This is a genomic window from Pseudomonas sp. FBCC-B545, assembly GCF_059134095.1.
Window position 1 is genome coordinate 1,436,896 of the sequence record NZ_CP101441.1, and the last position, 12,188, is coordinate 1,449,083.

Consider the following 12,188-nt stretch of genomic DNA (forward strand, 5'->3'; position numbering starts at 1 on the left):
TCATGTTGAAAGGCTACGGGGCCGTCATCCTCGATGGCGCATGGTTGACGCTTCAGCTCGCCTTGTCGTCCATGGCCTTGGCCATTGTTCTGGGTCTGATCGGGGTCGCGTTGCGCCTGTCGCCGGTGCGCTGGTTGGCCTGGCTGGGTGACTTGTACTCCACGGTGATCCGCGGGATCCCCGACCTGGTGCTGATCCTGCTGATTTTCTACGGCGGCCAGGACTTGCTTAACCGCGTTGCGCCGATGCTCGGCTACGACGACTATATCGACTTGAACCCCTTGGCGGCCGGTATCGGCACCCTGGGTTTCATCTTCGGCGCCTACCTCTCGGAAACCTTCCGCGGCGCCTTCATGGCCATTCCCAAAGGCCAGGCCGAGGCAGGCCTTGCGTATGGCATGAGCAGTTTCCAGGTGTTCTTCCGGGTGATGGTGCCGCAGATGATTCGGCTGGCAATCCCCGGGTTTACCAACAACTGGCTGGTACTCACCAAGGCCACCGCGCTGATTTCGGTGGTGGGCCTGCAAGACATGATGTTCAAGGCCAAGCAGGCGGCAGATGCCACCCGCGAGCCTTTTACCTTCTTCCTCGCAGTGGCGGCGATGTACCTGGTGATCACCAGTGTGTCGTTGCTGGCCTTGCGTCATCTTGAGAAGCGCTACTCGGTAGGCGTAAGGGCGGCTGATCTATGATCTTCGACTACAACGTCATCTGGGAGGCCATGCCGCTGTACCTTGGCGGTTTGCTGACCACCCTGAAACTGCTCGCCATCTCGCTGTTCTTCGGTTTGCTCGCGGCCTTGCCCCTGGGCTTGATGCGGGTGTCCAAGCAGCCGATCGTCAACGGTGTGGCCTGGCTCTACACCTATGTGATCCGCGGCACGCCGATGCTGGTGCAGCTGTTCTTGATCTATTACGGCCTGGCCCAGTTCGAAGCGGTGCGCGAGAGCTTCCTGTGGCCGCTGCTGTCCAGCGCCACGTTCTGTGCGTGCCTGGCGTTCGCGATCAACACCAGCGCCTACACTGCCGAGATCATTGCCGGCAGCCTCAAGGCCACGCCTAACGGTGAGATCGAAGCGGCCAAGGCCATGGGCATGTCGCGCTACAAGCTGTACCGCCGGATCCTGCTGCCGTCGGCCCTGCGCCGCGCGCTGCCGCAGTACAGCAACGAAGTGATCATGATGCTGCAGACCACCAGCCTGGCCTCCATCGTGACCTTGATCGACATCACCGGTGCCGCGCGCACGGTGAACGCCCAGTACTACCTGCCGTTTGAAGCCTATATCACCGCTGGTGTGTTCTACCTGTGCCTGACCTTTATCCTGGTACGCCTGTTCAAGTTGGCCGAGCGCCGCTGGCTGAGCTACCTGGCTCCACGGAAGCACTGATATGGAACGTATCGATCATCTGTTGCCCTGGGGCCACCTGGGCTGCGAGCGCCAACTGAGCGTGTTCCGCTTCGGCAGCGGTGAGCGCAAGGCCTATATCCAGGCCAGCCTGCACGCCGATGAATTGCCCGGCATGCGCGCCGCCTGGGAGCTGAAAAAACGCCTCACAGAGCTGGAACAGCAGGGCGCCCTTAACGGCGTGATCGAGTTGGTGCCGGTGGCTAACCCGATGGGCCTGGGCCAGTTGCTGCAAGGCAGTCACCAGGGGCGTTTCGAGGTCGGCAGCGGCAAGAATTTCAACCGTGATTTTGTCGAGTTGAGCGAGCCCGTTGCGGCCTTGCTCGACGGCAAACTGGGGGATGATCCCCACGCCAACGTACGCATGATCCGCCAGGCCATGAGCGATACGCTCTGCGCCTTGCCCGAACCGAGCAGCCAGTTGCAAGGCATGCAGCGCATCCTGCTCAGCCACGCCTGTACCGCCGACATCGTGCTCGACCTGCATTGCGATGCCGAAGCCGCGCTGCACATGTACGCGCTGCCCCAGCACTGGCCGCAGTGGCGCTCGTTGTCGGCACATTTGAATGTGAAGGTCGGCCTGCTGGCGGAAGACTCCGGCGGCAGCTCGTTTGACGAAGCCTGCTCGCTACCATGGCTGCGTTTGTCCCGGGCGTTCCCCGAAGCGCAGATTCCGTTGGCGTGCCTGGCCACGACCTTGGAACTGGGCGGCCAGGCCGACACCGGCCGCGATGAAGCCGTCTTCCACGCCGAAGGCATCCTGGCGTTCCTCGCCGAACAGGGCCTGATCAAGGGTGAGTGGCCTGCGCCGCAACACGAACCCTGTGAGGGCGTGCCCTTCGAAGGCACCGAATTGCTCTTTGCACCCCACGCCGGGGTGATCAGCTACCTGCGTAAGGCCGGTGACTGGGTGGAAAGCGGCGAGCCGATTTTTGAAGTGATTGACCCCCTGGAAGACCGCGTCAGCATCATTTGCGCGGGTACCTCAGGGGTATTGTTTGCCGTTGAACGGCTGCGTTATGCCCAAGCGGGTTTCTGGCTGGCCAAGGTGGCGGGGCGCGAAGCGCTGCGTCACGGGCGCTTGCTCAACGACTGACCACCTGTTTTTGTGAGAACCGACCGCATGTACAAACTTGAAGTCCAAGACCTGCATAAACGCTATGGCAGTCATGAAGTGCTCAAAGGAGTGTCCCTGGCCGCCGCGGCCGGTGATGTGATCAGCATCATCGGCTCCAGTGGCTCGGGCAAAAGTACCTTTTTGCGCTGCATCAACCTGCTGGAGCAGCCCCATGCCGGCAAGATTCTGCTCAATAACGAAGAGCTGAAACTGGTGGCCAATAAGGACGGCGCCATGAAGGCCGCCGACCCCAAGCAACTGCAACGCATGCGTTCGCGCCTGTCCATGGTGTTCCAGCATTTCAATCTGTGGTCGCACATGACCGCGCTTGAAAACGTGATGGAAGCGCCAGTACACGTGCTGGGCATGTCGAAGAAAGACGCCCGTGAAAAAGCCGAACACTATCTGGCCAAGGTCGGTGTAGGCCATCGCAAGGATGCGTTCCCTGGGCATATGTCCGGCGGCGAGCAACAGCGCGTGGCGATTGCCCGTGCCCTGGCGATGGAACCTGAGGTGATGCTGTTCGACGAACCTACTTCGGCGCTGGACCCTGAGTTGGTGGGCGAAGTGCTCAAAGTCATGCAGGACCTGGCCCAGGAAGGCCGCACCATGGTGGTCGTCACCCACGAAATGGGCTTTGCCCGTGAAGTGTCGAACCAGTTGGTGTTTTTGCATAAAGGCATTGTTGAAGAGCGTGGTAATCCGCGGGAAGTGCTGGTCAACCCGCAGTCTGTGCGCCTTCAGCAGTTTCTCTCCGGCAGCTTGAAATAGTCATTCCCTGCTGAAATTGCTGGTGCCTTATGTGGGAGGGGGCAAGCCGCCTCCCACATTGGATCGTCATTGTTTTTGAGATTTGTGTTGGTTTACGGGCTAGCATTGGCCCACGCTTCTTTCACTGTTTTCGCTTCGGATAGCACTCCATGACCGCCCACAAAATTGGTTTCCTGATTTGGCCCAGCACAAAAGCACTCACGCTTGCGCTGGCTGAGGAGGCCTTGCGCGTTGCTCAGCGGGTGCATCCGGACGTGGTCTACGAACTGTCTTTTTTGCTCGCCGAGCCGGCAACCCCGGGTGCCTGGCAACTGCCCGGCGAGCCATGGGGCGGTAAGCTCGAAGGTTTCCAGAAGCTGTTCCTGCTGGCGGACGAACCACCCACCGTCATTGCCTCTCAGCTCAGCACTGCACTCAAGCAGCTGGTCCGGGCAGGCTGTGTCATCGGTGGTTTGTCCGCCGGTGTCTACCCGCTGGCCCAGCTGGGGTTGCTCGACGGCTACCGTGCCGCAGTGCATTGGCGCTGGCAGGACGATTTTGCCGAGCGGTTCCCCAAGGTCATCGCTACCAGCCATCTGTTCGACTGGGATCGTGATCGCCTGACCGCCTGCGGTGGCATGTCGGTACTCGACCTGCTGCTCGCGGTGCTGGCCCGGGATCACGGCGCCGAGCTGGCCGGTGCGGTGTCGGAAGAGCTGGTGGTAGAGCGCATCCGCGAGGGTGGCGAGCGCCAGCGTATCCCGTTGCAGAACCGCCTGGGCTCCAGCCACCCGAAGCTGACCCAGGCGGTGTTGCTGATGGAGGCGAATATCGAAGAGCCGCTGACCACCGACGAAATCGCCCAGCACGTATGCGTGTCGCGACGACAACTTGAACGGATCTTCAAGCAATACCTCAATCGCGTCCCCAGCCAGTACTATCTGGAACTGCGCCTGAACAAGGCCCGCCAGATGCTGATGCAAACCAGCAAGTCGATCATCCAGATCGGCCTCTCCTGCGGCTTCTCCTCCGGCCCGCACTTCTCCAGCGCCTATCGCAACTTCTTCGGCGCCACCCCGCGTGAAGATCGCAACCAGCGGCGCAGCAGCAGCCCCTTCGAGTTGTCCTCAGTGCCTTCCGAGCGCGGTTGATCACTCTTCCATCGGCGGCGGGTTTTCAACCACCAACGGCACGCCTTGCGCATCGACGGTAGCCTCGGCTACTCGAAAGTCAGTGCCGGTACGCACGTAGTGCTGCCGCAGATAATCCAGGCTTTGGGGTGACAAAGGGTTACTGCTGAAATCGCATTCGTCGCTGTAGGGCGTGGTGGATTCCAGCAGGGCGGCCGGAATGTCGCGAATCAGGTTATTGCTCAAGTCTATTGTGTGCAGCTCGGGGAGTTGGAACAGCCCCTGCGGCACTTCATTGATCTGTGTGTTGCCCAGATAAAGTGAGCCCAAGTGGTTCAGGGCGCTGACATCCGGGGCGACCACCAGGCTGTTGTCTCTCAGGCTGAGAAATTCGAGATTGAGTGCGTTGCCCAGTACGTCCATGTCCGCCGGGGTCAGGGTGATCTGGCAGTCTTCGAGGCTCAGGGTGGTGAGCCCGGGCATCTGACCAATGGCGTCGGGGATCTTGCCCAGGTTGCACCGGCTGAGTATCAGGGTTTGCAGTTTAGGGAAGCAGCGCAGGGTCCCTTCGACACCATTGGTCAGACCGTTGCCGATAAGCTCCAGGGAGGTCACATGATCAAACCGGGCATGCAATTGCGGCAGCGGGCCCATGGTGGTGGTCTCGATCACCACGGAATGGGTGAATTGCTCATCCAGGTTTTCTTCGTCCTGCTCACTTTCGCGGCGCCAGGCGTCTTCCAGCAAGCTTTTAAAACGTTGGCGCGCCAGTTGCTCCTCGGCGGCGGTTTGTTCGTCGAGGCTGATGTCGAGAATTGGATGGCGAGCCGGTACGTCCAGGGCCCACTGCTGCAGGTCGGTGCCCAGTTGCGCGTATTCGGCCTCCAGGCGGGTCAGGGCTGGGGCGATGTCGGCCATGGTGCCGGGCAGGCGAAAGATAAAGTGATCGGCTTCGGCGTCGAGAAAGGTCGGGTACAGCTGCATGATCCTGGCGCGCTCCTCGTCGGGCGCTCGGGCGGTGAACGACTCATTGTAGTTCTGGGCATAGCGCTTGATCTGTTCCAGGGCCGGCAATTCCAGCGCGTTGCCGGACAGGTCGAAACCATGTGCAACGTCGGGCGTCAGGCTGAACAGGCCCAGGGGCAACTCGGTGATACGGTTGTCGTTCAGCCACACGGCCTTCAGATGAGGACGGCTCAGCAAGCCGTTGGGCAATTGCTCGATCTGTGTGGCTGACAGGTCCAGCAGCGTCAGGTCGGGCATGCCCCCGACATCCGGTATCAGCCCAAGGGGGTTGTTGTGCAGGTCGAGCGAATTCAAGCTGCTCATTGCGTTCAACCGCGTACGGCTGGGCTCGGTCAAGGTGATGTTGCAGTTGCTTAGGATCAGGCTGTTCAGCCTGCGCATGCTGCTGATCGGTGACGGCAGGTCGCCCAACGGGATATCGCGCAGTTCCAGGTGGCGCAGCCAGGGAAACCCGCGCAAGAAGACTTCGACACCCTGCAGGCCTGCGCCGCCGGTCAGCGATAACAGTGACACATGACCAAAGGCTGTGCCCACCTCAGGCAGATTGGTCAGCTGCGGGGCGTGAAGCCTCAGCGTAGAACCGTTCAGTTCGGTATCCGTGAAGTACTCATCCCTCTCGGTGTCCCGGCGCCAGCACTGTTCCAACTGCTCGGCGATCAGCCGGCGCGTATGGGTTTCGTAATAGCGTTGCTCGGCAGGCAGTTGCGCCGGAATGGCGGCCTGCCAGGCTTGCAGGTTGTGGCGCAGCGCCTGGCGCTCTTGGCGCAACACGGCGAGCTGGTTGGCGACACCGCCTGGCCGTGTTTGCATCTGTTCGAGCACGGCCTGTATCTGCCCGTCGTCCAGTTGAGGAAACAGGTCGCGCAATCGCTCGGCGGCTGTGGGTAGCCTGTCGCCCAGGGCGGGCTGGGCGCGATAGCCGTCCATACCGCCCAGTAGCTTCATGGTTTGCGGGTCATAGAAAGGTTTGCGCACGGGGTCGGCGGCGAGCAGCTCGCGTAATGCGTCACGCATGATGGGATGGCGCAGGAGGTGCTGGCGCAGTCGTGAGCCCGAGCCCGCATCCATTTGTATAGCGTTGCGTTGTGTCTCTGGCAGGGCGCCCAGGATGGCGGAGTACAGGTCGGACGCCGGGGACAGCGCCCCGCTGTCGTCGTAGGGCGTGTATTGGCCATTTTCGTTGCGCACCAGGGTGCGCACCTGCGACGCCTCGGGATCGCCGATCCGGTCGCGCACGGTGCCCTCCACGCTGTAGTCGCGCACCTCCAGGCGAAGTGAATGCAACCAGCCCGGCAGCTTGGTTAATGAATGCAAGGCCAGGCGCTCGCTGTCCCAGGTCGGTGTGCCGAGATGCCAGGCTTCGAAGGCACGGCACACGCGCACTTGCGCCTGCGCGCTGCGGGCCAGTATCCGCAGGCGCAACGGTGTCTGCTGGTTGCCCAGCGCTTGCAGTTCCTCGACCGTAGCGTGGCTCAGCAATGCCTGTGCAACTTTGGCGGGCAGCCCCGGTGCGGCATCGATCAGGCGCTGGGCGCGTGGGTCATAAGTGGCCTGCAGGGTGCCATAGTGGGACTCGAACAACCCCGCACGGTTTTCCTCGGCGGTGGCCGCGAGTTTGTGGCGCAGGTGGCTGGCGCGTGCCTCCAGGCTCAGGCGCGTATCGCCGACGCTGGCGCCATAGGCCTCGCCGGCTTCCTGGGCAGGTAACAGCTTGAGGATGGTCTTGAGCAGGTCACCGTTGTTCAACTGGCTTTCGGGCACCTGCATGGCGGGCAGATGCTCTTCGCCAAAGGACCAGGCCACATTGCCTCGCCCATCGATAAATTGCAGGCGCCGGGTTGGCGGCCATTCGCCGTAGCTGGTGAGCAATTGCACGATGGCTTGCGGGTCAACGCGGCTGTACTGCGCGGGGTCATCGCTGGCGAGTCGCGTGATCAGGCTTTGAATCTCGCGGTCGACCCGCAGCCGGTCAAGGGTATCGATCAGCAGTGCCGGTGGTGCCTCGCCGTTGACGTGCATTTTGCGCAGCACGTCCGGGTCCACGCCGCTGATGTTCAGTGCCAGGGCCTGATCGGCTTCGCTGAGCCCATCTACCGGGTGACCCAGGCGTTGCAGCAGGGTTTTTTTGTCCCATTGCAGCGGCTGTTCCAGCTCTGTATGCCAGGCGCCGTGGCCGTTGTGGCGCACCCATGGGCGATAAGCGTCGGGGCGGGACGGGTGTTGCAGGTGCAAGGTGGACGATACCGGGTCTTTTTCCACCGCATAGATTTTGCCATCCAGCGCCAGCAGGTTTTTACGTTGGTACGGGTACAGGCCTGTCGGCTCACGATAGCTGCCGGACGGTATGCTGATGGCGTGCTCATAGGCGCTGAGGTCGGGTTTCCAGTAGCGGGTCTGGCCTTTGGGCAGTCGCACTGGCTTGAAGCGGTCAATGAAGTCGATGACGCTCTGGGGCAGGATTTTGCGCAACTCCACGGTGGCGATCTGGCCGCCCACCGCGAAGGCCCCCAATTGCACCAGCGCCTCGACCACTCCCAATAGGTGCCCCGCAGCCTCGGTGCCCAAGCCTTCGGCCCAGTCGATGACGCCTTCGAACACCTCATCGAGCAATTGGTAGGCCATGTAGCCCATCATTAATTCACCGGCGAAGGGCACGAAGGGGGTGATGATCAGCGCGGCCGCATTCAGGATCGAGGACGCGACATTCACGAATGAATCCCACAGCGCCCAGCGCGCCTTGCGATCGGCGCTTGCCGTGCTGACGGCGGTGCTGCGCGCGTCGTTGAGTATTTGATTGAGCTTGCGCTGGTACTGATGCTGCCAAAAGTCGTGGCCGCCGGGGGTCGCGACGAAACGCACGCGGGGGTTGTCGGTTGGGGTCTGGCGCCAGCTTGGCTGGCTGCTGCCGGCCTCATGCGGGTGCCAGGTGACCTGGCCGAGCAATTGGCTGAGGTTGGCGAAGAAATGCCCGCGTTGTTCATGGGGCACAAACCGGCTGAAAAAGCGTTGGTACTGTTCATCGCGCAGTTGGCGCACCAGTTCTTTTTGCATCGCCTGGGACGAGGAATATTCCTTTATCGGATGTTCGGGGTCCCCCGGCACATAAGCCACCAGTCGCGTCGCGGTGCGGGAACGCTCAAGGTCAGGGGCGAACACGATGATGCCAGGCAGGTTTGCATCCATCAGTTTCAGGTCGTGATAACGCAGGAGCTGGCCGTTCAAGCGCAGCCCGCTCACGCCGTCGAGCATGCCTTGGATCAAGCGCTGGTAGCCGGGCTGGATGTCACCTGTGATCAACGCCCAATGCAGGGCGGCCTGCAATTCGGCTTTCTGGCTGCGCTCGACCTTCAAGCGCAAGGCGGCTTCGGCCACAGGTTCGTTCAGGCCCAGTTGTTCTTGCAGGTAAACCTCATACAGCGCACCGATGTCGAGGTCGCGGCACAGCTGGATAAAGGCGCTGATGGACAATGCACGCTTGATCGCCGGCAAGGTGTCGAAGTGGCCCCGGGCATCAGGACGCGTGATGAAGGCCGATACGGCTTCATGGGCGTCGGCCTGGGTTTCCGGTTGTTCGAAGTTGTGCAACGCGGCTTCCAGCAGGGACACGGTCCAGGTGCGCGCCGCCCCCGAGCGGATCGCAAATCCCGGAATGGTTTGAGGGATATACAGGCGCAGGAAGGTTTCCCGAACGTCCAGTTCCAGGCCGAATTGGGCCTTGAGGGCCAGGGTGAGGATAGGGTTGGCAAAATCCTCGGCACTCAGCAGGCCGGCCAGTGCCTTGTCGACGGTGTTTTGTGCCTCCCAGTGGGCGGTGGCCAGCTGCTTGAGTTCGCCCTGGCTGACCGCGGAGGCGTCGCGCAAGGCCGGCGGCAGGTTTGGAGGTACCCGTCCCAGGGCCTCGCGACGGCGTAGAGAGGTGTCGCCCAGCCAGCGGGGAATCGCGTTTTTCAGCGGCTCGTAGTGGCTGTCGGGCTGGGACGAGAGATTGGTGTGCGAAGTGTATTCTGCAGAGTCAAGCATGGTGCCGATCCTTGAGCGTGGTAAAGCTCCAGTAAATCGGCGCAAGAAGAGGTGGGGGGACTACTGGGTTATTGCAAAGGGCTCGGCATAATCAGTTTGGGGGCGTCCTGCCGAAACAGGCGGTGCTGGTTTACACTGCGCCATTGCGACGCAATTTGTCGCATTGCCGTAAACCCGCATAAAACCGGGGTTGGCGCTATAAGAAGTTGTCGCTTGGCGACAAGGTGGCGCTGAAAACTGTCCTTACAATCCCTGCATCGCCCGCCAATTCCAGGCAGGCGTTCCTCTTCAGGAGACTCCGATGTCCGTTGAGCAAGCCCCGGTGCAACGTGCCGATTTCGACCAGGTCATGGTGCCCAACTATGCACCTGCTGCCTTCATCCCCGTGCGTGGCGCAGGTTCACGCGTTTGGGACCAGGCCGGTCGCGAGCTGATCGACTTTGCCGGCGGCATCGCTGTTAACGTATTGGGCCACGCCCACCCGGCGCTGGTCGGGGCACTGACCGAACAGGCCAACAAGCTGTGGCATGTCTCCAACGTGTTCACCAATGAGCCGGCCCTGCGCCTGGCGCATAAGCTGATCGACGCCACCTTTGCCGAACGTGTGTTCTTCTGCAACTCCGGCGCCGAGGCCAACGAGGCCGCGTTCAAGCTGGCACGTCGCGTGGCGTTCGACCGTTTCGGCACTGAAAAGTACGAGATCATCGCCGCGCTGAACAGCTTCCACGGCCGTACCCTGTTCACCGTCAACGTCGGCGGTCAGTCGAAGTACTCTGACGGCTTCGGGCCCAAAATTACCGGGATCACCCACGTTCCTTATAACGACCTGGCTGCGTTGAAAGCCGCCGTGTCGGGCAAGACCTGCGCCGTGGTGCTGGAGCCGATCCAGGGCGAGGGCGGTGTACTGCCGGCCGAGTTGGCCTACCTGCAAGGCGCTCGCCAGCTGTGCGACGCCAACAACGCATTGCTGGTGTTCGACGAAGTGCAGACCGGCATGGGCCGCAGCGGCCACCTGTTTGCCTACCAGCACTACGGCGTGGTGCCGGACATCCTCACCAGCGCCAAGAGCTTGGGCGGCGGTTTCCCGATTGCGGCCATGCTTACCCGTGAAGACCTGGCCAAGCACCTGGTGGTCGGCACCCACGGCACCACCTACGGCGGCAACCCGCTGGCATGCGCGGTGGCCGAAGCGGTGATCGACGTGATCAACACCCCCGAGGTGCTGGCTGGCGTCAACGCCAAACACGACCTGTTCAAGGCGCGCCTGGAGCAGATCGGCAAGCAGTACGGCATCTTCACCGAGGTTCGCGGCATGGGCCTGTTGATCGGTTGTGTACTCAGCGATGCGTTCAAGGGCAAGGCCAAGGACGTGTTCAACGCCGCCGAGAAAGAGAACCTGATGATTCTGCAAGCCGGCCCGGACGTGGTGCGTTTTGCGCCGAGCCTGGTGGTGGAAGAGGCGGACATCAACGAAGGCCTGGACCGTTTTGAACGTGCTGTAAAAGCATTGACGCAAGCCTGATTGGCTTGATCGGATCAAATGTGGGAGGGGGCTTGCCCCCGATAGCGGTGGATCAGTCACTGGATTCATCAACTGACACACTGCTATCGGGGCCAAGCCCCCTCCCACATTGAAATTAGCCCTACATGGGGATAGGTGTTGTTTTCAGGCCTGTCCGGTATTTTTTTCTATGAGTTTTTCGAGTTAAGGAGTGACACCATGCTGGTGATGCGCCCCGCGCAAATGGCTGATCTGGGCGAGGTACAGCGTCTGGCTGCGGACAGCCCGATTGGTGTCACCTCCTTGCCCGATGATGTGGAACGCCTGAGCGACAAGATCGCCGCCAGCGAAGCCTCCTTCGCGGCCGAGGTAAGCTTCAACGGTGAAGAGAGTTATTTCTTCGTGCTTGAAGATACCGAGACCGGCAAGCTCGCCGGCTGTTCGGCGATCGTCGCCTCGGCGGGTTACTCCGAGCCGTTCTACAGTTTCCGTAACGAAACCTTCGTGCACGCCTCCCGCGAGCTGAAGATCCACAACAAAATCCACGTGCTTTCCCAGTGCCACGACCTTACCGGCAATAGCCTGCTCACCAGTTTCTACGTCGTGCCGGAACTGGTCGGTTCGCCGTGGTCGGAGCTCAATTCCCGTGGTCGCCTGTTGTTTGTCGCCAGCCATCCCGAGCGCTTTGCCGACTCGGTGGTGACCGAGATTGTCGGCTACAGCGACGAGAACGGTGATTCGCCGTTCTGGGACGCCATTGGGCGCAACTTCTTCGACCTCAACTATGCCGCCGCCGAGCGCCTGTGCGGGCTGAAAAGCCGTACCTTCCTCGCCGAGTTGATGCCCCATTACCCAATCTACGTGCCGCTGCTGCCGGACGCAGCGCAGGAAGCCATGGGCCAGGTGCACCCGCGTGCACAGATCACCTTCGATATCCTCATGCGTGAAGGCTTCGAGACCGATCACTACATCGACATCTTTGACGGTGGCCCGACCTTGCATGCAAAGGTTTCGGGCATTCGCTCGATTGCCCAGAGCCGCGTGGTGCCGGTGAAAGTCGGCGAGATGATCAAGGGCGTCGGCCGCCAGTATCTGGTAAGCAACGCGCAGTTGCAGGACTACCGTGCGGTGATGTTGGAACTGGATTACGCGCCGGGCAAACCGGTGATCCTGGACCTTGCAACCGCTGAAGCCCTGGGCGTCGGCGAAGGCGCGAGTGTGCGCCTGGTTGCAGTTTAA

8 protein-coding genes are annotated in these 12,188 nt (G+C 61.5%); 7 read left to right on the forward strand and 1 reads right to left on the reverse strand.

The features are described from left to right. Positions 1-2: 2 nt before the first annotated feature. The 5 genes from NMB39_RS06655 to NMB39_RS06675 all read left to right on the forward strand — a co-directional run bounded on the left by NMB39_RS06655 (position 3) and on the right by NMB39_RS06675 (position 4,423). On the forward strand, positions 3-692 hold the full coding sequence (locus tag NMB39_RS06655) for an ABC transporter permease (RefSeq protein WP_010208305.1): 690 nt from the start codon (positions 3-5) through the stop codon (positions 690-692). Continuing rightward, positions 689-1,387, forward strand: a complete 699-nt coding sequence (locus NMB39_RS06660) for an ABC transporter permease (protein WP_034119440.1) — start codon at positions 689-691, stop codon at positions 1,385-1,387. The genes NMB39_RS06655 and NMB39_RS06660 overlap by 4 nt, the downstream gene beginning before the upstream one ends. A 1-nt stretch (position 1,388) precedes the next feature. Then, positions 1,389-2,501, forward strand: coding sequence for a succinylglutamate desuccinylase/aspartoacylase family protein (locus tag NMB39_RS06665; RefSeq protein WP_057023891.1), 1,113 nt, complete (start codon positions 1,389-1,391; stop codon positions 2,499-2,501). 27 nt (positions 2,502-2,528) lie between these two features. Further along, positions 2,529-3,293 (forward strand): ABC transporter ATP-binding protein, encoded by a 765-nt coding sequence (locus tag NMB39_RS06670; RefSeq protein WP_046069190.1) that lies wholly within the window; start codon positions 2,529-2,531, stop codon positions 3,291-3,293. A gap of 149 nt (positions 3,294-3,442) precedes the next feature. Beyond that, on the forward strand, positions 3,443-4,423 hold the full coding sequence (locus tag NMB39_RS06675) for a GlxA family transcriptional regulator (protein WP_057023892.1): 981 nt from the start codon (positions 3,443-3,445) through the stop codon (positions 4,421-4,423). On the opposite strand, the gene NMB39_RS06680 is transcribed toward NMB39_RS06675, so the two are convergent. Then, a complete protein-coding gene (locus NMB39_RS06680; RefSeq protein WP_494339504.1) occupies positions 4,424-9,448 on the reverse strand; it encodes a dermonecrotic toxin domain-containing protein in 5,025 nt (1,674 codons plus the stop codon). 301 nt (positions 9,449-9,749) lie between these two features. On the opposite strand from NMB39_RS06680, the gene NMB39_RS06685 reads away from it, so the two are divergent. Both NMB39_RS06685 and aruF read left to right on the forward strand, forming a co-directional pair. Beyond that, complete coding sequence (locus NMB39_RS06685; protein WP_494339503.1) at positions 9,750-10,970, forward strand: aspartate aminotransferase family protein; 1,221 nt, start codon at positions 9,750-9,752, stop codon at positions 10,968-10,970. A gap of 198 nt (positions 10,971-11,168) precedes the next feature. Further along, positions 11,169-12,188 carry an arginine/ornithine succinyltransferase subunit alpha gene (aruF, locus tag NMB39_RS06690; protein ID WP_043050346.1) on the forward strand — a complete coding sequence of 340 codons (1,020 nt, stop codon included), beginning with the start codon at positions 11,169-11,171 and terminating at the stop codon, positions 12,186-12,188.

What these genes read in the sequence shown, in the direction of transcription:
- NMB39_RS06655 (WP_010208305.1), top strand. Translation starts at nt 3, where the DNA reads ATGTTGAAAGGCTACGGGGCCGTCATCCTCGATGGCGCATGGTTGACG.
- NMB39_RS06660 (WP_034119440.1), top strand. Translation starts at nt 689, where the DNA reads ATGATCTTCGACTACAACGTCATCTGGGAGGCCATGCCGCTGTACCTT.
- NMB39_RS06665 (WP_057023891.1), top strand. Translation starts at nt 1,389, where the DNA reads ATGGAACGTATCGATCATCTGTTGCCCTGGGGCCACCTGGGCTGCGAG.
- NMB39_RS06670 (WP_046069190.1), top strand. Translation starts at nt 2,529, where the DNA reads ATGTACAAACTTGAAGTCCAAGACCTGCATAAACGCTATGGCAGTCAT.
- NMB39_RS06675 (WP_057023892.1), top strand. Translation starts at nt 3,443, where the DNA reads ATGACCGCCCACAAAATTGGTTTCCTGATTTGGCCCAGCACAAAAGCA.
- NMB39_RS06680 (WP_494339504.1), bottom strand. Translation starts at nt 9,448, where the DNA reads ATGCTTGACTCTGCAGAATACACTTCGCACACCAATCTCTCGTCCCAG.
- NMB39_RS06685 (WP_494339503.1), top strand. Translation starts at nt 9,750, where the DNA reads ATGTCCGTTGAGCAAGCCCCGGTGCAACGTGCCGATTTCGACCAGGTC.
- aruF (WP_043050346.1), top strand. Translation starts at nt 11,169, where the DNA reads ATGCTGGTGATGCGCCCCGCGCAAATGGCTGATCTGGGCGAGGTACAG.